This is a genomic window from Nostoc sp. (assembly GCF_036919575.1).
Classification (GTDB): Bacteria; Cyanobacteriota; Cyanobacteriia; order Cyanobacteriales; family Nostocaceae; genus Nostoc.
On the sequence record NZ_JBALBY010000014.1, the window covers coordinates 77295 to 99355 of the forward strand.

A 22061-nucleotide genomic window follows, 5' to 3' on the forward strand; every position below is an offset into this window, starting at 1 on the left:
AGTCATTTGTCATTTGTCATTTGTCATTAGTTATTTGTAATTAGTTCCTGGCAAATGACCCAGGACTAATGACTAATGACTATTTTTTCAGTCTTTCTGGTAGGCGATCTTGTCTAATTAAGTCTTGATAAGTTTCACGTTGCAAAATTAAATTTGCTTCGCCATTCGCCACTACAACTGCTGCCGGTCGGGGCAAGCGGTTGTAGTTAGATGCCATACTGTAATTGTACGCACCAGTTCCCATAACTACGAGAATATCCCCTGGTTCAGTCTTTGGGAGTAGGGCATTTTTAATCAGAATATCTCCTGATTCACAATGTTTACCAGCAATTGTGACTGTTTGGGTTAAGGGAGAAGACATTTTATTGGCAATCACTGCCCGATAAACTGATTGGTAAGTAATCGGGCGGGGATTGTCAGACATTCCTCCATCGATCGCCACGTAAGTACGAATTTCTGGGATAACTTTCGATGAACCAATAGTATAGGCAGTGACGCAAGCTGTGGCAATTAGCGATCGCCCCGGTTCACTCAGTAATTTCGGCAAAGGCAGATTTTCGCTTACACAAGCTTCTTGGATCACTTCACAAATCGCCTTCACCCACTCTTCAATGCTAGGGGGATCGTCTGATTCTATATACTTAATCCCTAAACCGCCCCCAACATTTAACTCTGTAATATTTAAACCATACTTCCCGGCATCCCTTAGCCACTGAACCATGACAGCCGCCAAATCTTGATGCGGTTGGCGCTCAAAAATTTGGGAACCAATATGAGCGTGTACTCCTACGCAATTAAGGGCAGGTTGTTGACTGACAAAGGTAAAAACTTCATTTAGATCGTTGGGATCAAAGCCAAATTTGCTATCTAAGTGTCCCGTGCGAATATATTCGTGGGTGTGACACTCAATACCAGGAGTTAGCCGGAGCATGATGCGGATTGGTTGAGCAGGTTGGGCTATTTCGACAAGGGTACGCAACTCATACCAATTATCCGCCACAATGGTGACACCAGACTCGATCGCTAAAATTAATTCTTCACGAGATTTATTATTTCCGTGAAGGTAGATTTTATTGGGACTAACACCCGCTTGCAAGGCGGTGTAAAGTTCGCCCCCGGAAACTACATCGATTCCTAAACCCTCAGAGGCAGCGATCGCACAAACTGCTAAACAATTCCAAGCTTTTGAAGCGTACAATACTTGAGATTCGCCCTTATAGTATTGCTTAAAAGCATCTCGGTATTGCTGAGAAGCCGAACGCAGGGTTTCTTCATCTAAAATATATAAAGGTGAACCAAACTGCTCAACTAGGGTCGTGACATCACACCCACCAATTTCCAGGAGGTGATGATCGTGAACTCTGGCAGTCAAGGGTAAAAGTTCTTGATTAGGCGATGGATTGGCGCTGGTGTCGCCCCTTTGAGGTAAATATTGACTTCCAGAATGTTGAACCCCAGTGGGGTGAGTCGATACCATAACTATAAAAGTTTTCCTTGTTCAAATTACGGGCTTTGAATTCGTCTTCTGATTCCCAGTTTACAAATGGTTTGTAATCTTATTCAATAAATGTGATCTCATTAGACTTAGAAATTAAATTACTGACTCCAGAGCATCTGAGTGCATTGTTAGAACTTGATCAAGCCTGTTTTGGCAGATTATGGACAATGGAGGGCTACCAACGAGAATTGGACAGTCCCAACAGCGATATATTGGGTTTATTTTCCCCTGTCTCTAATTCGAGACTGCTGGGAATGGGTTGCTTTTGGTCAATTTTAGAGGAAGCCCACATTACAATTTTGGCGGTTCATCCCCAATATCACCGCCAAGGTTTAGGACAGGCTTTATTATATTCACTCATTAAGACAGCTTGCGATCGCGGCTTAGAGCGAGCGACCCTAGAAGTCCGAGCTTCCAACTTGGGGGCTATATCTTTATATCAAAAATTTGGCTTCCAAACAGCTGGCCGGCGTAAGCGCTACTACCAAGATAACGATGAGGACGCACTGATTCTTTGGCTGCCAAATTTACAATACCCCAAATTTCAAGCAACTTTAGACCAGTGGCACTCTATTATCAGCGATCGCCTGGACAAATCCTCTTGGCACTTGCTTTTTAAGTAATTCGTAATTCGTAATAGAGCCTCCGGCACGCACTCGCGTTCGTAATTCGTAATTAATTTGGAATTATCGGGGCTGGCGATCGGCTTCAGCAAAAAAATGCAACTTTGCTGCATCTATTTATATTCAAATTTCTTATCGACATGATATTTTCTATGATAAAAACATATATATAGTATTTTTTCTTGACATTAAAAAATACAAATGTTACATATAAGTGTTTGGGATTAAGTAAAGAAACTCTCAATGTCAGCAGTCAGCTATTTGTAATAAATCCCAAAAAGGCTGGTGAACTAAAGCTCCTCAGTACGCTAGCCAGATAAAAGTAGTCAATAGTTAACAATTAGCCCATCAACTCAAGTCATAGCTTCAGGATGTCTATAATCTGTTTTACAGGCATCCAAAAGCTTTGCCTGTGCTAAAATCAGCATACCGGCACGACCGCAGATGATGGGATAAATGCCATGTTTGAGCGCTTCACAGAAAAAGCCATTAAGGTAATCATGCTGGCCCAAGAAGAGGCCCGCCGTTTAGGTCACAACTTTGTCGGAACCGAACAGATCCTCTTGGGTCTGATTGGCGAAGGCACTGGAGTAGCCGCCAAGGTGCTGAAATCAATGGGCGTCAATCTCAAAGATGCCCGAATTGAAGTTGAAAAAATTATCGGACGGGGATCAGGCTTTGTTGCCGTAGAAATTCCGTTTACCCCACGGGCAAAGCGAGTTCTAGAACTCTCCTTGGAAGAAGCACGCCAACTGGGGCATAACTACATTGGCACCGAGCATCTGCTGTTGGGCCTAATCCGCGAAGGGGAAGGCGTGGCAGCCAGGGTGCTAGAAAACCTCGGTGTGGATCTATCTAAGGTAAGAACCCAAGTCATCCGCATGTTGGGAGAAACTGCCGAAGTTTCACCAGGCGGTTCATCCGGGCGCACAAAAACCCCGACTCTGGATGAATTTGGCTCAAACCTAACTCAGATGGCAATGGACAATAAGCTCGATCCAGTGGTGGGACGCGCCAAGGAAATTGAGCGGGTGATCCAGATATTGGGTCGCCGGACTAAAAATAACCCAGTGCTGATTGGGGAACCAGGGGTTGGTAAAACAGCGATCGCTGAAGGTTTAGCTTCACGCATTGCCACTAAAGATATCCCTGATATCCTAGAAGATAAACGCGTCGTCACACTGGACATTGGTTTGCTCGTAGCAGGCACCAAGTACCGGGGTGAATTTGAAGAACGCTTGAAAAAAATCATGGATGAAATCCGCTCTGCGGGTAATGTCATTCTCGTGATTGATGAGGTACACACCTTAATTGGTGCGGGTGCGGCAGAAGGTGCTATTGACGCAGCGAATATCCTCAAGCCAGCTTTGGCTAGGGGTGAGTTGCAGTGCATCGGTGCTACAACCCTAGATGAATACCGGAAGCACATCGAGCGAGATGCAGCGCTGGAGCGGCGTTTCCAACCAGTAATGGTTGGCGAACCTACAGTTGATGAAACAATTGAAATTTTGTATGGTCTGCGCGAACGCTACGAACAACACCATAAACTGAAAATCTCTGACGAAGCATTGGTGGCGGCGGCGAAGTTGTCAGATCGTTATATTAGCGATCGCTTCCTGCCAGATAAAGCCATCGACTTAGTTGATGAAGCTGGTTCTAGGGTGCGTTTGATTAACTCCCAGCTGCCACCCGCAGCCAAAGAGTTAGACAAAGAGCTGCGTCAGATATTAAAAGAAAAAGATGATGCGGTGCGCTCTCAAGACTTTGACAAAGCTGGAGAATTGCGCGATCGCGAGATGGAAATTAAAGCCGAAATCCGCGCGATCGCTCAAAGCAAGACCAATGCAACTGGCACTGAAGGTGAAGAACCTGTAGTTACAGAAGAAGACATTGCCCACATTGTCGCTTCCTGGACTGGGGTACCGGTGAGCAAACTCACCGAATCTGAATCTGAAAAGCTGCTGCACATGGAAGATACCTTGCATCAGCGTTTAATCGGTCAAGATGAAGCTGTCAGAGCAGTTTCACGAGCAATTCGTCGCGCTCGTGTTGGTTTAAAAAATCCCAATCGACCCATAGCTAGCTTTGTCTTCTCTGGGCCGACTGGTGTGGGTAAAACCGAGTTGGCGAAGTCCTTGGCTGCATACTTCTTCGGTTCCGAAGAAGCGATGATTCGCTTAGATATGTCCGAATACATGGAGCGTCACACCGTCAGTAAGCTGATTGGTTCGCCTCCAGGTTATGTTGGCTATAACGAAGGTGGTCAGCTGACCGAAGCCGTGCGGCGGCGTCCTTACACCGTGGTGTTGTTCGACGAAATCGAAAAAGCACACCCCGATGTATTTAATATGCTGCTGCAAATTTTGGAAGACGGTCGGTTAACCGATGCCAAAGGTCGCACGGTGGACTTCAAAAACACCTTGCTGATTTTAACTTCCAATATTGGTTCTAAGGTAATTGAAAAAGGCGGTAGTGGTATCGGCTTTGAGTTCTCCGAAGATGCCACCGAGTCAACTTACAACCGGATTCGCTCTTTGGTGAACGAAGAATTGAAGCAATACTTCCGTCCAGAGTTCCTCAACCGACTCGATGAAATTATCGTCTTCCGTCAGTTGAGCAAGCCGGAGGTAACACAAATCGCCGAAATTATGCTCAAGGAAGTATTTGGTCGCCTGACGGAAAAGGGTATCACCTTAGAAGTCACCGATCGCTTCAAGGATCGCTTGATCACTGAAGGTTACAGTCCCAGCTACGGCGCAAGGCCGTTACGCCGAGCGATTATGCGCCTGTTAGAAGATAGCCTCGCAGAAGAAATTCTGTCTGGTCGCATTAAAGATGGCGATACTGCGATCGTTGATGTCGATGAAAACGGCGTTGTGCAAGTTAGTTCTGAACAGCGTCGGGAATTGTTACCCCAAGGTGTTGAGTAAAATTTAGGGTTTGAGATTTGAGTCTCAAATAGAAAATTAGAAAACGGTAGAGCAATAAATACTCTACCGTTTTTTTCGGTCTGCGTTAGTATATCGTTCACTAAACCGCCTTGTATTATAGCTTGGTAGTAGAATTAATATACAACATGAACAAAGGAGTAACGACGTGCAAAGCATACTTTTAAGCCGCGAAGAAGTTGGACGACGTGCAAAAGAATTATATGAAAATAGCATTCGTCAACAAGTGGAACGAGAAGAAAACATCGGTAAAATGGTGATCATTGATATAGAAACAGGTGAATACGCAATTGATAAAACAGGCTTAGAATCGGCACGATATTTACGTAATAAAAACCCATTAGCTCGACTTTTTGGTATTCGCATTGGTTACAAAGTTGCTGTTTCCTTCAGTGGTGACATGGAGCGTGATTATCGGTGATTTCTGGTATTGTCAAGAACGGACGCGCAACCGTTGATATCATATTTCGACTGCCCAATCAACCAGACTTTACTATTGAATTTGTTATCGATACAGGTTTTACAGAGTTTCTTTCTCTGCCTCCAACAGCAGTTACTCTATTGGGTTTTCCTTTTGTGTATGATATGTATGCAAATTTAGCTAACAATAGTAATGTAATCTTGCCAATACATCAAGCCACCATTATTTGGAATGGAGAAGAACGGGAAGTGAATGTACTTGCTACAGGACGGCTACCTCTATTAGGAACTGCTTTACTTGATGATCATGAACTTGTCATACAGTTTATCGAGGGCGGTTTAGTAACAATTGATGAATTGTAGTTGCTTTCTGTATATATCGACTTTCTATCAATAGCAATATAGCAATGAGAATTATTACCCCAAGGATTTGAATAGGATTTAAAATTTTAGCTTTATCGTTACCATGTTAGATTGATCCGATAAGCACTAAAAGGTGTTCTAAGTTATGACCTTCAGTGATGTAGTTCAAGCAATTAAAAGTCTTTCCAGTGAAGAAAGGTCAGGTGCAAAATGCGTTTGTGCGAGTTGTTAATTCTCAAACTAATGAAGAAGTTGTTCGCTACGACCTTGTGGAAGACTACTCCACAGAAACATCCATGATTATGGCTGAACTTTATTTCAAAGACAATGAATGGCGTCTCAACGCTGTAGGTTCAGGTTATGAAGGTGGCTTACAAGCACTTCTCGAACGCTACAAATAGGCAACTATTGCAGAGACATAACTGATACTAGTAAAAAATTTAAGGAGTCTACCAAATCATGGCAGTTACACTTACAAAAGGACAACGTATATCACTTGATAAAGTTGCACCAGGACTAACAGAGGTATTTGTTGGTCTTGGATGGGATGTCAAAGCAATGGACACTGGTTTCGCTTTTGATTTAGATGCATCAGCTTTCATAGTCGGGAGTAACGATAAACTAATTTCAGATAACCACTTCATTTTCTACAACAATCTTCTCAGCCCAGATCCAAATAACTCAGTTCAACACACAGGAGATAATCTAACAGGCGCAGGCGATGGTGATGATGAAGTCATCAAAATTAATCTGCAAAAGGTTCCTGCTGAGGTTCATAAAATTTTTATTACTGTAACCATTCATGAAGCCGCAGAACGGAAGCAAAATTTTGGTCAAGTTCAAAATGCTTTTGTGCGCGTCGTTAATGCTCACAGCAATCAAGAAGTAGTCCGGTATGACCTAGTGGAGGATTACTCAATCGAAACTGCATTAATTATGGCCTCATTTGAGCGTCATGCAGCACTCTCCTCGTAACCCGCAAGCCTTTATTGTCACCAAAGCGATGGCACAGAATATTTTTACTGTTGGGTTAGCATTTTTGATTTTTCTGATTGGTTTCTTACGCTACATCCGTCGGGATGGGGAAATCACTCCTTATGAGCTTTCCGTGTTCTTCGGCGTGTTCGTAATGTTACAGTTCTGGAATTTGTTCAATGCTCGATGCTTGGGGTTAAAGCAGTCTGCCTTGAAAGGCTTGTCTAAGAATAAAGGATTTATAGCGATCGCTATCACCATTTTTATCGGACAGATATTAATTATTCAGTTTGGTGGTAGCATTTTTAGAACAGTACCTTTGTCTTTCGTGGATTGGATAAGTGTAATTGTTGGAACATCGACAGTGCTTTTTATTGGTGAGCTATGGCGCTTCATAATGCGGTTGAAATTGAAAAATCATCTGCGACAATCCTATTAACTACTTGACAGATGGTTGGTAAAGCGATGTCAAAAACAGTATCAGTAATTTCAATTCCAACGGGTCGAGTAAAATTTAGAACTTGGGATTAAATCTCAAATAGAAATTAGAAAACGGTAGAGTATTTTAAGATGTACCACTAAGGCGATCGCCTTTCGCAGGTGATTTCAGATATCATTTGCCGATATAATCAGTAGGTAAATCAAGTAAAGTCGATATGAAGCCCACAAACGAACAAACTCAGGGACTCTACAGGCTTTGTTATCGACTTACTAATGTCATTTACCCTGGATGGCCATACACAAACATCGAACTTGTTAGGGTAGATGAACGTACTGGAAACTTATACGTACTTGCTGGCGAAAATCTGGACTTTGAGATTAAACCAACTGGAGAGTATGAACCATGACAGTAGCTAAGTATGAAGCGATGAATCTCAATCAACTACGTCGCTATGTTCTGACTCACCGGGAAGATGTTGCCGCTTTCTATGTGTATGTTGATCGCTCAAAATCTGAAGGGCAAATGATCAGCATAGACTTGAATGATCAGAATTGGGAAGACAAAGTTAAAGAAGCAATTAAATATAGTTCCAATGCTATTCGTTGGTACTGCAATAATACACCAAAATATACTAAAGAAGCTCAGATAATTTCTGAATGGTGGAATCATTTAGATAATAAATTTGTTATCAAGCATCATCTTACTGGAATAGAAATTGATCGAGCAACTGGAATCTGGGAACCAATTCAAATTAACCCGCCAGTGCAAATACGCATCAGTGAACCAAGTCTAGAAATTGGTCAATTTACTACGTTGCTCAAATATAGAGGTCAAGATAACTCTATAAAACAAATAGAAGCCGTTGCTATTGACCTGGATATTGCAAAGCAAAACCTATTTGTTTGGCCGACTCAACCAGCAGAGGTTTTTATTTTCTCAACAGAGGCTACTTAAAACTTCGCTGTACTCAGTTCTAATCTCACTGAGATATTTTTTACTCTCAACATCTCTGTATTTTGTGCGGTGATTCTCCTTTTGTTCAAGATTAGAGCCATTTTAGTATTCTTAAGGAAAAACTTTTTGTATCTTTAATCCATCGACTGATTCTGAATCAGACCTGAAGTGCCTTTAAAATGGGAGAATATAAAGAATCGTTGGGAGGAATCAATCGTCATGACTGTGATAGTTGCTAAGTGGACGATTGACGAATATCACCGCATGATTGACGCCGGCATTTTGAGTGATCGCAAAGTTGAACTACTCAATGGAGAAATTGTCGAAATGTCGCCAGAAGGGGAACCCCATGCTTATAGTAGTGGTGAAGCTGGTGAGTATCTAGCAAAGTTATTGGCTGGACGCGCCAAAATTCGTCATGCTAAACCAATTACTCTACCCAACGACTCGGAACCTGAACCAGATATTGCCATTGTCCAACCTTTAGGACGCGAGTATCGAGAGCATCATCCCTATCCAGAAAATATTTTCTGGTTGATTGAGTACGCTAACTCTAGTTTAGAAAAAGATTTAGAGACAAAAAGCAAAATCTATGCACAAGCAGGTATTTTAGAATATTGGGTTGTTAATTTAAAAAAGTTACACCTAGTGGTGTTTCAAGAAATCTTAGATGGAGATTACGCGACAAAACTGACATTAACTAGGGGAACAATTCAACCGCTTGCATTTCCTGATGTTTCTGTTGTGGTGGAACAAATTATTAACAGCTAAAATGAGAAGGAGTCAGAAGACAGAATTCAGAATTCAGAATACCCCATACCTGAAGTCAGGGGTAACGGTCACGGAAAGAATTTAATATCACCCGCGTTTAAAATCGCTTGCTCTAAACCTCGATTCTCCATCCAGTCACACAGAATCCATTCTGGATTCTGGCTCCTGAATTCTGAAGTCTTCTTCGGTAATTTACAGCCTTTTTTATCTATTAGGTAAGGGCGGTTGGGCTATTTCTATACTTCACGTTGACGTAGCCTCTCGTAGAGAAGTTCAAATCTGCTATATGTAAATAAAAAATCATTTTTCACAAATCAGATAGGATTCTTATATTAATAATATTGAGTCTCGAAGTAGCCTATTTACCGCAGCTACCTCAAGCATTAATCAATTAACGAAAGCTAAATCTCAACTACTCAACTGCAACACTTGGTTATTTGGCACAGTAGCTTCATTGCTCATTACTCGTTGGAGAACTGATTCTCTGATATTGACAAACACTTCACTACTTCTATCTCGTGGGCGTGAAAGTCTCACAGGCAAATCCAGTGAAATCTGTCCTTTTTCAATCACTATCACTCGGTCTGCCAACGCCACAGCCTCTTCCACATCATGAGTAACCAAAAACGCAGTAAATCTTCGCTCTTGCCACAAGTTCTCAATCAAACCCTGCATCTCTTGGCGAGTTAGAGCATCCAATGCTCCCAAAGGTTCATCTAGCAACAACAAACGGGGCTGACTGACTAACGCTCTTGCCAATGATACCCGTTGCCGTTGTCCACCAGATAAGACATAGGGCCACTCATCAGCCCGATCTTTGAGTCCAACTTTATCAAGTGCCCACAAAGCTTTTTCACGCCAATTACCTTCCAAGCCTAACCCCACATTCTCAACAACGCGCTTCCACGGCAGCAAGCGGGGGTCTTGAAACATCACTGTTACGGAACGGCTGAGTCTACGCAGGGGTTCTCCATTCAGTAGTATTCCGCCTGAAGTTGCTTTATCTAATCCTGACACAAGACGCAATAGGGTACTCTTACCGCAACCACTACGTCCGACAATAGCGACAAACTCACCTGCTTCAACTTCTAAATTCAGCGAGTTTAAAACAGTTTTCTTACCAAAAGTCTTCGTCAAATCCAAAATACTTAGTTGTGTACCTTGTACATTTGAACTCACTTGCAAAACCTCCTTTTTTAGCACAATCGGGATTTAATTATTTGATCAGACGTTGAAGAAAGCAAATCACACTCAAAATGAATAGAAGTCAAAAGTTAAAATCAAAACTTTTCAACTTTCGACTTTGGTAATTTTGGCATTTATGACTTTTGATAATTGGGGTTCCAAGCCAAGAATTTTGTTTCTAATCCTTTGGCAACAGCATCTGCTAATTTACCGAGCAGTGCATAGATCAGAATACTCAAGACCACAACATCAGTTTGCATAAACTCACGGGCATTCATTGCCATATAACCAAGCCCTGAATCTGCCGCGATCGTTTCTGCCACAATTAATGTCAGCCACATAATCCCCAAGGAAAAACGGACACCAACGAGAATCGAAGACAAGGCTCCTGGAAAAATAATTTGCCACAGAAGTTGTGGTGTTTTCAATCCATAGACTTTTCCCATCTCAATCAGTCCAGGGTCAACACTGCGGATGCCATGAAATGTATTGAGATATAACGGGAAAAATACCCCCATAGATACTAGAAATAATCTAGCTTGATCGCCAATTCCAAACCAGAGAATCACTAGCGGAATTAATGCCAAATTAGGGATAGTGCGGAGCATTTGCAGGGAACTATCTAATAACTTTTCGGCTACAGGGGAAAAACCATTGAGCAATCCCAAGCCGAACCCAATGCTACCACCAATTATAAAACCAGATATCGCTCGCCCAGCACTAATTCCGATATTTTGAAACAATTCTCCAGTTGATCCTAGTTTAATCGCTGTAGCAATTACGCCACTAGGGGCTGGTAAAATTCTGGTTGAAAGTAAACCAGTTCTGGAAGCAAGTTCCCAAAGTATTAGCACTGAAACGGGGACAATCCAGGGAACTATTTTCTGGATTTGCGGGTTTTCTAACACCTCTCTTAGGGATATATTATTGTTGCTTTTAGTGGGTTTAAAGGTAATAGTCACGTCGCTTCCCTCCGAATTCAAAATTCAAAATTCAAAATTGACAATCCCCATAAAGAAATTTACTTGCTCTGTATCATGAGTCTGTTTCGGTCATGAAGCACTCGTTAGTTGTTTAGCAAATTTTTCATTGGTGACGATTTCGCTAACAGTACTCAAGATTGGTGGCGTTAAAGGTGCAGGTTCGCTCTGGAAAGGTAGACGCGGAAATAATAATTCAGCAGTGCGATACGCTTCTTCTAAATGGGGATATCCAGAGAAAACGAAAGTTTCTATGCCTAAATTGCGATATTCCAGCATCCTAGCGGCAACGGTGTCGGGATCTCCAACTAGGGCCGTACCAGCACCACCCCGCACCAATCCAATTCCTGTCCACAGGTTGGGGCTAATCTCTAAGGTTTTTCGACTACCACTATGTAGTTGACTCATGCGGCGCTGCCCTTCAGAATCAGAACTAGCCAAGCCTTTCTGAGCTTTGGCGATCGCATCCTCATCCACATACTTAATTAGCTCATTGGCAGCATCCCAAGCAGCAGATTCAGTTTCTCGCACAATTACATGCAAACGAATCCCAAAACGTACTGTTCTACCTTGTTGGGCCGCCAGTTGCCGAACTTCAGCAATCTTTTCGGCTACTTGCTGTGGTGGTTCGCCCCAAGTCAGGTAAACATCAATGTGTTTGGCAGCAACTCGCTTGGCAGCAGCAGATGAACCACCAAACCACAAGGGTGGATAGGGTTTTTGAACTGGTGGAAATAAGAGCTTACCGCCTTTGATATCGAGGTAGTTTCCTTTAAAATCGACTGTTTCCCCACTGACGATACCCCGCCAAACTGTGAGAAATTCATCGGTTAAATCGTAGCGATCGTCATGACTAAGATGCAAACCATCCCCAGCGAGTTGCACCGGATCGCCACCTGTCACCACATTAATCAACAATCTTCCTTTAGAAATTCGGTCAAATGTTGCTGCCATCCGTGCGGCAGCACCTGGAGAAGTAATCCCTGGACGAATTGCCACAAGAAATTTCATCTGCTTGGTGACAGAGATCAAAGCGGCGGCGGTGATCCAAGCATCTTCACAAGAACTCCCTGTGGGTAACAATGCCCCTGTGTAGCCCAAATTATCTACAGCTTGGGCGATTTGCTGCAAATAATCAGGTGTGATAACACGAGAGCCAATATCTGTGCCTAAATAGCGTCCGTCATGAGATCCAGTCGGAAGAAACCAGAGAATTTCCATGTTTGTCAGGGTATGAGGGCTTAAATCTACGGTAATTAGACACAATTACCGTAGATTGTAATCAGCATTTTACAGGAAATTATTTAAAAAAGGAGTATTGATTAACGATTCATAAAGAATAACTGGCCCCAAAATTGACTTGATCGCAGACCACCGTATTAATCATGACACTTTTGCTGCAAGAATGGCTGTCGTGAAGAATACAAATTTTGTCATTGTTGTAGGATGACCTCCACAACGACTGTGCTGGAATAAACGTTATCGTTAGCGAGAAATCTATGACTTAGCAGAGAGTTGGGATACAAGGCTTATATCTAGACGCGAATGGTTAAAGGAAAAATCTGGCTATATCTATTGGTCTATACAACGTCAACCCAACTCTTGGAGACGCTACGCGAACGGGGAATTCAAAATTCAAAATTCTTGCATTCAAATCCCCATAAATAAATTTATTTGCTCTGAAAACTTGGACTTTTTGTGCCTTGTGCTTACGCATCGCGGCACAATTGTAGCTTTATGTGATCATCTATGAGATCCAGAGAAAGCTTGTTACATAGTTAGGTTAATTTGTGCCTACCTACCTAATTGATATAACTCAATTTTTACTTAAAAATATTTTCAAATTTAACTCTCTATGGTAGAGTTACACTGAGTTTTGCTACTGAAGAGTTATGAAACAACAAAATCATACAATTGTATTAATTATAACTTTATTAGGGTTAGCTAGCATATTTTACTTGTCTATTGTATACAAAGATACATTAGGAGAGAGAGATAGCTTCCGAATGGCAATGGGTCTTATTGACTCGATCACATCTAATAAACCATTAGGAAGCAGTATGCTTTATGGTCGTTCTATCTCTTTTGCATACTTTGTACTATTAGATTTTTTTACGCCAATTTTTAAAACAAATTTGGCCTTGATGATTCCTTTTATGAACTATATAAATGCCTTGAGTGCTATTTGTATGGTTATACCTTTCTTCTTTTTAGTTAGGAGGTATTGGGGAACAGCTATAGCCTTATTAGCAAACATACTACTAGTGTTGCTCCCAGTTTGGAGAGCAACAAGCCAATATGCACATCCCATGACTGAAGCTATATTATTCATGTTCATAGGATTAGCCTTGATTGGTTATCGTTCTTTCATAAGCTCATTGAGATTAGGATGGAATAGATTAATTTTATTGGATGTACTAATTATTGCTGCTTTTGCTTTGTGTTTAATGTTCAGGCTCGATGCAATACTAATGTTTCCTCTGATTCCTGCCTGTCTTCTTCTCGAAAATTTTCCTTTGAAAAAGATTGTTTCTACTTCGATTTTATATAGCTTTTTTTCATTAATTATTTTTAAAGTGATGCAATCTCAACTTCCATACATTGATGAAAAGAGTAATGGAATATTTGATCAACTTTTATTATGGAATAATCCTGCTAGATACATTGATATTGATAATTTTTTGCATGGGAACCAACTTTTTATTTCGAGCTTGAATCATTTACTTTGTTTGATATTTTTAATATCCTGCATTTATTTATTGTATAAACGTAATTATTCATATCTCTTTTTTATCTTACCAACAGTCTTATTAAATTATATATTTTGGCTACCAAATCCTCAACCAGCGCGTCATTTTATCTATTTATCTCCTATTGTAGCAATTAGCATTGCAATCTTCTTAGTAGATATTTTTGCAGTAAAATCCTTGGTAAAAAATAATAGAAACATAGGAGTAACAGTCGCCGTAATTTTAATAGTTTCTCTTTCCATAAGCTATAAGTTTTCCTATTCTGTGCCAATGTCAAAGAAATACTCTTACACAGTGAGAGAACTAGGTAACAAATTACAACAATTAGAGCCGAAAAATAAGCCAATTTTCGTAGTTGGCGATACGATTCCGGCAGTGGTTCAAATGCAACTTATGTCAAAAGATACAAAGGTGAAGTATGAAACAACAAATATTCTTACAGACGAGGATATCAAAGATCAAGAAAAATCTGCTTTTAAACCTAAACCTATATACATAAGTTTAATAGTTGTAGAGAATAAAAAAAATAAATTTATATGTTATTACCAAGGCTGGAAATCCAAAATAAATGAAGTAAAGAGATTGTTATTGGAAAAAAAGGAATATACCCAAGGTTATCTTGTATTAAATATCTTAGATGAAAATGCTAGGAAGATTGATATTGAACCATCTACCTTGACTAATAAGTTTGAGACGTTAAAATTATAAAACAGGAGTCAGAATTCAGAATTCAGAATTCAGAAAACTCTACCCATAAAGGGATAGAGTTTTAAGGCGAGAATATTTTAATTTTTTTCGCCCACACTTCGGCAGGTGTTACCCTGAGCTTGTCGAAGGGGCTTTTTTATATGTTTGCCATTCGACTAGTACCGATTATGCCCTATGGCTTGGTCAATCTACTTAGGCTTAGTAGCGGCGGCGGACATCTTCATGGCTTTATTAGTCTTGTATTGGCGTCTTTTTGTCCCCCATTCGCCTTTAACCGGGTTTACGATTATTTTGATGGCAATTTTCTTTCTCGGATCTGTCCAGTTAGTCAGTGTTGGCATCTTAGGCGAATATATCGGGCGCATCTACGAAGAAGTTAAAGCTAGACCTCTAGACCTCTCTATACTTTGGCTGAGGTAGGTGGTTTATATTCCAAATCCCCCAACTCAACGAACAATTCTGACAAACTAGATAATTTAGAACATTAGCGATCGCATCCTCATCCTCATCTTCATCCACAAGTATCCCAAACCGTAGATTCGGTTGATCGCAAATTAATTACATACAAGCAAATCCCAAAACGCACTGTTGTGCATCGTTCAGCCCCTAATTTTCGGACTTGGGCAATCTTTTGTGCTACTTGTGTGCTACTTGCTGTGGATGTTCGCCGCAAGTCTGATTATCTGCGGCGATCGCAGTTGCTCAGCTGACTTACCCAATTATTTTGACATATTTTCACCTTATGAAGAAATACTGGGTCTTGCATTGTAGCAAGCTCTATGCAAAGATAATTCTACACAAAGTACGGTAATTCTATCGTTTTATCGTATTTAACTGACAATTGATGCTGTCAAAATATAGCTGATTGCAAATTAGTGTTTTCAGCTAATGTTAATTGGCAATTGAAGAAGAATCCAGAATCCAGAATCCAGAATCCAGAATTCTGAATTCTGAATTCAGAATCAGTCAGTCGGGGATTGGGACCCGCCACTACGAAAGTTGACCACCAAATCGTAGATTTGGTGGGGGTGCAAAAACGCCGGTTATTCATCCGCTTTTTCGTACAGAATACCTAACATGAATTCTGACGACTGGCGTCAATATTGCTGTTCGATAATAAATTGAATCCAAATCAAGCTTTAGTCAATGTCAGTAACCATTGATTAACTTTGTACACTATAACCAATAAAAACAGGATTTCAAAGGGGGTTTTAGTGCGACTTTTGGATTCAAAATTCAGCTGCTTAATACTGGTTTCGATATCTATAGGAGATTACTAATTTTCTCCATAGTGAAACCTTTACGAAGGTTATTCTCTAATGGTTTAGCAGCAACATTGCATCAAGTATTTCTGCTGGTTTATCTGTCCAACTTAGAGCTAGATTATTCATCATTAAGGTTGAGGAGTTGAGGAGTCATGTCGAATTTTCGCTGGAATTATAGATGCCTAATGTTCCTGCTTTCGTTGCTAGATATTCTAATCATCCTGGTTTTTTATCCGGCACAAAGTAAAGCTGAACTGCCTAAATCTGATGCATCTACTGTCCAAATAGAAGTGAAAAAAGCTCCAGAAGCAGTTACCAATCAAACAGTAGACACTTCAATTGCACCGTTAAGTGATAAAAAGGCTACAAATAATGTAACAGGGCAAGTGACACCTGTATCGCAATTGTTGGAAGTTGCACCGCCAACTAATAAAAAAGCTCCAAATAATGCTGCCGGACAAGCAACATCCGTCTCACAACTCTCAGATGTTAAGCCGACAGATTGGGCATTTCAAGCATTACAGTCTCTAGTTGAGCGCTACGGTGTAATTACAGGATATACAGATGGCACATTTAAAGGGAATCGTCCTTTAACGCGCTATGAATTTGCGGCTGGATTGAATGCAGCTTTAAATCGCATCAATGAGCTAATTGGGACTTCAACGACAGATTTAGTTAAACGGGAAGACTTGGATACTCTCAAAAAGTTACAAGAACAATTTTCTCCAGAACTTGCTCAACTTCGGGGACGCGTAGATAGCCTGGAAACGCGAACTGCGAAGTTAGAAACAACTGAGTTTTCGACCACAACCAAACTTATCGGTCGAGCCCAGATTGTTCTTGGCTCAGTTCTGGCGGGCAATAACGTCGTCACCAAGACACCCGCAGCTCACAATCCCACACTTCAAGGTTTAACTTCTTTACGGTTAAACACCAGTTTTAACGGTAAAGATTCACTAGGTATAACGCTGGGAGGTGGAAATATTGAATCATTGGGACAAACAAGAGCTGGATTATTGGGAACTTATGAGGGGAGAAGTGCTGATAACGCCAGTATTACTTTTGCACGCAATCAGATTATTCTCGGTGGTGTCCGCTATCGGTTTCTACCTTATCCAAATACCCAAGTCAACATTTATGCCCTGTCTGATGGAGCTAGTGAGATAGGTCTTTCTGGTCCGATTAACCCATATTTTGAATCGTCTTCTGCGACTGGTGCTAATGGGATTTCACGATTTTCACGGCGGTCTTTGGTCTATAACTATGGAGATAGCGGTGCCGGAATTGCCGTACTCCAGGGATTAGGCAAACAGGTTCAATTAGGATTAGCGTACAGTGCACCAAACGGCAACAATCCGACAGCTAATAATGGCTTCTTTAAAGGCAGGTATTTAGCTTTAGCACAGTTAATATACTACTCTTCTGATCGGAATTTTCGGGTGGCGGGAACTTACGTTAATACCTATAGCCCACCAAATACCATAGGTTTTAGTGGAACAAACTTCGGTCCAGCAGTCGGGAGTAACCTGATAAACAGCACCGTGCCCGGAGCGGGAACTGTGGGCAACCTTTATGGTTTACAGGCGTTCTATCAAGTTAGTCCCAAGTTGGCACTCGATGCGTGGGTAAGTTATGCAGCACACCGCTATTTGGGACACGGAGATGGCGAAGGCATGGATTGGGCGGTAGGAGTGGCATTCCCCGATCTTTTTAAGGAAGGTGCTCTAGGGGGGATTTTAGTTGGTATGGAGCCGAAAATGATCAGTCTCAGTAAGAGTGTAGATTTGGGAGCAGGTGCGGGACAAGCGGACAAAGATACTTCCCTGCACGTTGAGGCATTCTACCAATATAAAATCGGAGATAATATTGAGATTACGCCGGGTTTGATCTGGATTACTGCACCGAACTCTGATTCCAGCAATCCTGATAGTTTATTTGCCTGGGTTCGTACTCTCTTTAGATTTTAATAAATTACGGTAAGTAGTTGGACAGAACTAATTACACAATGTCATTGCGAGTGTGACGTACTCCTACGGAGAAGCAAGCTACGCTCCGCGAACACTTCGTGTAAAAAGACATCAGTTCGACCGAACCTAACCCCAACCCCTTCCCTACAAGGGAAGGGGCAAAAAATCTACAACTTGGTACGAAATTAATCGGGTTTTTAAGCCTCTCCCCGTTGGCGTCAGCCTGCCGTTAGGCAAGGGTCGAGAGGAATGGAAGCGGTTTCTTCAGAATCCTATCGAACTCACGTTAAAAAGCAAATCCATTGGGAGAGATAACCAAATTTATTTACATAACTTTATGTTTGAATTTGTTTGTTAAAATGCTTGCTTTTTGTCGAAAACTATGAAAAGCTTTGTTATGTTGCAAACTACGGTTTATCGATCAAGTTAAAGTAGTAGATGGATGCCAATCTAGTGGCAACCTGTCTTAAGGAGCCACAATTTAAGGCAACAAGTAAGCCGTCAAGTAGATAGACAAACAGGTTTGTAAATATTTTGCAGCATCGATGGGGTGAAGACTTGATGCTTAAGACTTTATCGATGGGAGGAAATTGTAGATGCTGAAGACGTTAACAACCGATTTTGAACTCGACTTAGAAGCAGATGTGCTTGTGATTGGAGGTGGGCCTGCTGGAACTTGGGCGGCATGGAGTGCTGCATCAAATGGAGCTAGAGTGATCCTTGTAGACAAAGGATATTGTGGCACAACTGGATGCGCTGCGGCATCTGGTAATGGTGTGTGGTATGTGCCACCCGATCCAGAAGCACGAGAAACAGCAAAGGCGAGTCGGGAATCTTTGGGTGGGTTTTTATCCGATCGCAACTGGATGGATCGGGTACTGAATCAGACTTATGTAAACGTCAATCAGTTAGCAGAGTGGGGTTATCCCTTTCCTACCGACGATGAAGGTAAACCCTATCGGCGATCGCTACAAGGGCCCGAGTATATGCGGCTGATGCGGCGACAAATTCAACGGGCGGGAGTCAAAATTTTAGACAACAGCCCCGCGTTAGAATTACTGGTTGATGATGATGGTGCCGTTGCTGGTGCATCAGGTGTGAACCGTCAGACTGGTGAGAAATGGCTAGTGCGATCGCAGTCCACAATTATCGCAACTGGCGGCTGTGCATTTCTCAGTAAAGCGTTAGGATGCAACGTCCTGACAGGGGATGGTTATTTAATGGCGGCAGAAGCTGGTGCTGAGATGTCGGGTATGGAATTTTCCAATGCTTACGGCATCTCCCCCGCCTTTTCTTCAGTCACCAAAACCCTGTTCTATAATTGGGCAACCTTCACCTACGAAGATGGTACTGTGATTCCGGGGGCAAGTTCTCATAGACGTTCAGTAATTGCCCAGACATTACTGCAACAGCCAGTTTACGCCATCATAGACAAAGCGGCGGAATCGATGCGGCCATCTATGCGTTTAGCACAGCCCAACTTCTTTTTACCCTTTGACCGTGCAGGCATTGATCCATTTACTCAACGTTTCCCTGTGACTCTGCGCTTAGAAGGAACTGTGCGCGGTACGGGGGGAATTAGGATTGTAGATGAGAGTTGTGGTAGTTCTGTACGGGGACTTTATGCGGCTGGAGATGCCGCTACACGCGAACTGATTTGTGGCGGATTTACTGGTGGTGGTAGCCATAATGCGGCTTGGGCAATATCTTCTGGCTATTGGTCGGGGAAATCGGCTGCTGAATATACCCGCAGTTTGGGAGAACAGAAAACTCAACGCCGCGTTCATGGTGTTGGAGAGGTAGGATTACAGACTGGGAGCGATCGCTCTCAAACATTAGCAACTGATGAAGTGATTCAAGCAGTTCAAGCTGAAGTATTCCCCTACGAAAAGAATTATTTCCGTACAGAACAAGGCTTAACCGAGTCTTTGGGTAAGTTAAATCATCTTTGGCAAGAACTCCGCAATAGCCAGGTAACATCAGATAAAGAGCTAATCCGGGCGCGAGAAGCTGCGGCGATGGTAGCCACAGCGCGGTGGATGTACAGCAGCGCCATCGAACGTAAAGAAACTCGTGGTATGCACAGACACTTAGATTATCCAGAACTTGATGCTAACCAGCAACATTACTTGATTAGTGGCGGATTAGATCAAGTTTGGGTGAAAAGTCAGCCTTTAAATAGCACAACAGAAATTCTAAATAGCACAACAGAAATTCCCCAATCCAAAATCCAAAATCTAAAATCTAAAATAGGAGCAGCAGTGTGATTGAGTTGGTCAGCGAGTCGCGGTGCATAGAATGTAATATTTGCGTGAACATTTGCCCGACCAACGTGTTTGACAGAGTACCTGATGCACCACCAACCATTGCTCGACAGAGTGACTGCCAAACCTGTTATATGTGCGAATTGTATTGTCCAGTTGATGCTCTTTATGTTGCACCAGAAAGCGATATACAAACTTCAGTCAACGAGGCAGAATTGGTAGAAGTCGGGCTACTGGGTAGTTACCGGGAAAAGGTTGGTTGGGGAAATAAACGCACATCAACAGCAAAAACAGATCAAACATTCCAAATTCTCAAGCAGATGAAATAGTAATGCGATGTGCAACTTATCCTTAGAACCCCTCTCCAAACCTCTCCCCCACAGGGAGAGAGGCTTTGATTCTTGCTCCCCTTCCCTTGTAGGGAAGGGGTTGGGGGTTAGGTTTGAGAGAAAGTCGCACACGGCATATATATAGTCCGGTGGAGAAAATAGTCATGCTGTCGATCGCAGTAGGAACAGGTTCTATGAGTAAAAATAAACTTCCTTCAAGATTATCAACCTCAGTGGCTTGTGTCCTACTGCTACTGACTACAGCGTGTAGCCAAGGTGAAACTAAATCGGCTCAATCCATTGATGCCAATAAAGCCAGTAATGCTAGCGCTGTAGCTGCATCTAACAATATTTCTACCCTACGAATAGGTTATGTAGGTAGTTCAGAACCTACAGGGCCACTTGGTTGGGCAAAGAAAAAGGGGATATTAGAGCGTGAGTTGCAAAAAGCGGGATTTAAAAACGTTACTTTTGCAAGGTTTCCTAACGGGCCGGATCTAAATGAGGCGCTTGTCGCAGGGAAATTAGATGTTGGCTCTTTAGGCGATACACCAGCCATAGTTCTGAGAGCTAGGGGTGTTGAAACCCGACTGCTACGGATTACTCAGTTTAATACAATCGCGTGGTTAGTGGCGAAAAAGAATGGCGCGCGATCGCTCGCTGAACTTAAAGGTCAGAAAATAGCTACCCAAAAAGGCTCTTATATGCATAGATACCTGCTGGGTCTGTTAGCTGAAGCTAAAATTGCCAAGGATGTAAAAGTTGTCCACTTGATGACTACTGAGGCAAAAGCGGCTTTAGAACGTGGTGATGTCGCAGCTTATGCAACTTCAAGTGATCTGGGGCCTTTTCTGAAATCGCAAGGGTTTCCAGTGCTTGATTCTTCGGCGAATCATAAAGGTTTGTCAGGGACATCATTAGTTGTAGCGACTGAAAGCTTTCTGGCGAAACAGCCTGATTTTCCCCAGAAATTTAATGCAATTCTCACAGAAGCAGCTAAGGATTTAAAAGCTAATTCTGAAGAATATTATCAGTACCACGCTCAAATTACTAAATATCCTCTCGACATTATCAAAATATCGTTACCACTCAAACAGATATCAGAAGAACCATTACCAGCTGAGGGTGTGAAACTTTTAGAGGGGACAAAGAAATTTTTAGTCTCGCAGGGTTTAGCAAAGTCGGACTTTAAATTAACTGATTGGGTTGAGAAATAGGGAGTGGGGAGTGGGGAGTGGGGAGTGGGGGATGAGGGAGCAGAAAAGGGGGGAATCAGTAACTTTTCTGAGCAAGAAAAACAGATTTTTGTAATCAAGTCTTTCAAAAGCGCAACTCCCAGGCTCAAAGGTGCAACTCCCAGGCTCAAAGGTGCAACTCTCAGGCTCAAAGGTGCAACTCCCAGGCTCAGAGGTGCAACTCCCAGGCTCAGAGGTGCAACTCCCAGGCTCAGAGGTGCAACTTCCAAGCTCAAAGGCTCAACTCCCATGCTCAGAGACTCAACTTCCAAGCTCAAAGGCTCAACTCCCAAGCTCAAAGGCTCAACTCCCAAGCTCAAAGGCTCAACTCCCAAGCTCAAAGGCTCAACTCCCAAGCTCAAAGGCTCAACTCCCAAGCTCAAA

General features: G+C 42.2%; 21 protein-coding genes. 17 read left to right on the plus strand and 4 right to left on the minus strand.

Annotated features, from left to right (window positions below; genetic code table 11):
* Positions 1–79: 79 nt before the first annotated feature.
* Positions 80–1477, minus strand: coding sequence for a diaminopimelate decarboxylase (gene lysA, locus V7K27_RS05185; RefSeq protein WP_334944969.1), 1398 nt, complete (start codon positions 1475–1477; stop codon positions 80–82).
* 92 nt (positions 1478–1569) lie between these two features.
* Here lysA and rimI point away from each other — a divergent pair, with 92 nt between their 5' ends.
* The 10 genes from rimI (at position 1570) to V7K27_RS05235 (ending at position 8994) form a co-directional block, all read left to right on the plus strand.
* The gene (gene rimI / locus V7K27_RS05190; protein WP_334944971.1) at positions 1570–2121 is read left to right on the plus strand and encodes a ribosomal protein S18-alanine N-acetyltransferase; all 552 of its coding nucleotides are present in this window, start codon (positions 1570–1572) and stop codon (positions 2119–2121) included.
* A gap of 461 nt (positions 2122–2582) precedes the next feature.
* Positions 2583–5051: an ATP-dependent Clp protease ATP-binding subunit gene (locus V7K27_RS05195; RefSeq protein ID WP_334944973.1), complete on the plus strand. Its 2469-nt coding sequence runs from the start codon at positions 2583–2585 to the stop codon at positions 5049–5051.
* A gap of 166 nt (positions 5052–5217) precedes the next feature.
* On the plus strand, positions 5218–5490 hold the full coding sequence (locus V7K27_RS05200; protein WP_181932412.1) for a hypothetical protein: 273 nt from the start codon (positions 5218–5220) through the stop codon (positions 5488–5490).
* Positions 5487–5852, plus strand: coding sequence for a clan AA aspartic protease (locus V7K27_RS05205; protein ID WP_334944975.1), 366 nt, complete (start codon positions 5487–5489; stop codon positions 5850–5852). Before V7K27_RS05200 ends, V7K27_RS05205 begins: the two co-directional genes overlap by 4 nt.
* A gap of 188 nt (positions 5853–6040) precedes the next feature.
* The gene (locus V7K27_RS05210) at positions 6041–6253 is read left to right on the plus strand and encodes a TerD family protein (protein ID WP_334944977.1); all 213 of its coding nucleotides are present in this window, start codon (positions 6041–6043) and stop codon (positions 6251–6253) included.
* 58 nt (positions 6254–6311) lie between these two features.
* Positions 6312–6827, plus strand: coding sequence for a TerD family protein (locus V7K27_RS05215; RefSeq protein ID WP_334944979.1), 516 nt, complete (start codon positions 6312–6314; stop codon positions 6825–6827).
* Positions 6808–7266: a cation-translocating P-type ATPase C-terminal domain-containing protein gene (locus V7K27_RS05220; protein WP_334944981.1), complete on the plus strand. Its 459-nt coding sequence runs from the start codon at positions 6808–6810 to the stop codon at positions 7264–7266. The genes V7K27_RS05215 and V7K27_RS05220 overlap by 20 nt, the downstream gene beginning before the upstream one ends.
* A gap of 217 nt (positions 7267–7483) precedes the next feature.
* The gene (locus tag V7K27_RS05225) at positions 7484–7675 is read left to right on the plus strand and encodes a DUF6888 family protein (RefSeq protein WP_334944983.1); all 192 of its coding nucleotides are present in this window, start codon (positions 7484–7486) and stop codon (positions 7673–7675) included.
* Positions 7672–8223 carry a DUF6887 family protein gene (locus tag V7K27_RS05230; protein WP_334944985.1) on the plus strand — a complete coding sequence of 184 codons (552 nt, stop codon included), beginning with the start codon at positions 7672–7674 and terminating at the stop codon, positions 8221–8223. The genes V7K27_RS05225 and V7K27_RS05230 overlap by 4 nt, the downstream gene beginning before the upstream one ends.
* Positions 8224–8442: 219 nt before the next feature.
* A complete protein-coding gene (locus V7K27_RS05235; RefSeq protein ID WP_334944987.1) occupies positions 8443–8994 on the plus strand; it encodes a Uma2 family endonuclease in 552 nt (183 codons plus the stop codon).
* A 408-nt stretch (positions 8995–9402) separates the two neighbouring features.
* On the opposite strand, the gene V7K27_RS05240 is transcribed toward V7K27_RS05235, so the two are convergent.
* From V7K27_RS05240 to ssuD, 3 genes are all read right to left on the minus strand, one after another.
* Positions 9403–10173 carry an ATP-binding cassette domain-containing protein gene (locus V7K27_RS05240; protein WP_334944989.1) on the minus strand — a complete coding sequence of 257 codons (771 nt, stop codon included), beginning with the start codon at positions 10171–10173 and terminating at the stop codon, positions 9403–9405.
* Positions 10174–10313: 140 nt separating this feature from the next.
* Positions 10314–11141, minus strand: coding sequence for an aliphatic sulfonate ABC transporter permease SsuC (ssuC, locus tag V7K27_RS05245; RefSeq protein ID WP_334944991.1), 828 nt, complete (start codon positions 11139–11141; stop codon positions 10314–10316).
* A gap of 90 nt (positions 11142–11231) precedes the next feature.
* The gene (gene ssuD, locus V7K27_RS05250) at positions 11232–12380 is read right to left on the minus strand and encodes an FMNH2-dependent alkanesulfonate monooxygenase (RefSeq protein WP_334944993.1); all 1149 of its coding nucleotides are present in this window, start codon (positions 12378–12380) and stop codon (positions 11232–11234) included.
* 671 nt (positions 12381–13051) lie between these two features.
* On the opposite strand from ssuD, the gene V7K27_RS05255 reads away from it, so the two are divergent.
* From V7K27_RS05255 to V7K27_RS05285, 7 genes are all read left to right on the plus strand, one after another.
* Entirely contained in the window at positions 13052–14617 is a 1566-nt protein-coding gene (locus V7K27_RS05255) for a hypothetical protein (RefSeq protein WP_334944995.1), read from the plus strand.
* Positions 14618–14791: 174 nt separating this feature from the next.
* Positions 14792–15037: a hypothetical protein gene (locus V7K27_RS05260; protein WP_442947591.1), complete on the plus strand. Its 246-nt coding sequence runs from the start codon at positions 14792–14794 to the stop codon at positions 15035–15037.
* Between the two features lie 997 nt (positions 15038–16034).
* The gene (locus tag V7K27_RS05265) at positions 16035–17849 is read left to right on the plus strand and encodes an iron uptake porin (RefSeq protein ID WP_334944996.1); all 1815 of its coding nucleotides are present in this window, start codon (positions 16035–16037) and stop codon (positions 17847–17849) included.
* 596 nt (positions 17850–18445) lie between these two features.
* Positions 18446–20116 (plus strand): FAD-binding protein, encoded by a 1671-nt coding sequence (locus V7K27_RS05270; protein WP_334944998.1) that lies wholly within the window; start codon positions 18446–18448, stop codon positions 20114–20116.
* A complete protein-coding gene (locus V7K27_RS05275) occupies positions 20113–20442 on the plus strand; it encodes a 4Fe-4S binding protein (RefSeq protein WP_334945000.1) in 330 nt (109 codons plus the stop codon). The genes V7K27_RS05270 and V7K27_RS05275 overlap by 4 nt, the downstream gene beginning before the upstream one ends.
* Positions 20443–20555: 113 nt before the next feature.
* Positions 20556–21659, plus strand: a complete 1104-nt coding sequence (locus V7K27_RS05280) for an ABC transporter substrate-binding protein (protein WP_334945002.1) — start codon at positions 20556–20558, stop codon at positions 21657–21659.
* Between the two features lie 3 nt (positions 21660–21662).
* Positions 21663–22061: hypothetical protein (locus V7K27_RS05285; protein WP_334945004.1), on the plus strand; the 399-nt coding region annotated here is incomplete at its 3' end.

Excerpts from the sequence above, each read along its gene's own strand:
- V7K27_RS05215 (WP_334944979.1), top strand. The coding sequence starts at position 6,312 with ATGGCAGTTACACTTACAAAAGGACAACGTATATCACTTGATAAAGTT.
- V7K27_RS05220 (WP_334944981.1), top strand. The coding sequence starts at position 6,808 with ATGCAGCACTCTCCTCGTAACCCGCAAGCCTTTATTGTCACCAAAGCG.
- V7K27_RS05230 (WP_334944985.1), top strand. The coding sequence starts at position 7,672 with ATGACAGTAGCTAAGTATGAAGCGATGAATCTCAATCAACTACGTCGC.
- V7K27_RS05195 (WP_334944973.1), top strand. The coding sequence starts at position 2,583 with ATGTTTGAGCGCTTCACAGAAAAAGCCATTAAGGTAATCATGCTGGCC.
- V7K27_RS05255 (WP_334944995.1), top strand. The coding sequence starts at position 13,052 with ATGAAACAACAAAATCATACAATTGTATTAATTATAACTTTATTAGGG.
- lysA (WP_334944969.1), bottom strand. The coding sequence starts at position 1,477 with ATGGTATCGACTCACCCCACTGGGGTTCAACATTCTGGAAGTCAATAT.
- V7K27_RS05265 (WP_334944996.1), top strand. The coding sequence starts at position 16,035 with ATGTCGAATTTTCGCTGGAATTATAGATGCCTAATGTTCCTGCTTTCG.
- V7K27_RS05225 (WP_334944983.1), top strand. The coding sequence starts at position 7,484 with ATGAAGCCCACAAACGAACAAACTCAGGGACTCTACAGGCTTTGTTAT.
- V7K27_RS05235 (WP_334944987.1), top strand. The coding sequence starts at position 8,443 with ATGACTGTGATAGTTGCTAAGTGGACGATTGACGAATATCACCGCATG.
- V7K27_RS05260 (WP_442947591.1), top strand. The coding sequence starts at position 14,792 with ATGGCTTGGTCAATCTACTTAGGCTTAGTAGCGGCGGCGGACATCTTC.
- V7K27_RS05270 (WP_334944998.1), top strand. The coding sequence starts at position 18,446 with ATGCTGAAGACGTTAACAACCGATTTTGAACTCGACTTAGAAGCAGAT.
- ssuD (WP_334944993.1), bottom strand. The coding sequence starts at position 12,380 with ATGGAAATTCTCTGGTTTCTTCCGACTGGATCTCATGACGGACGCTAT.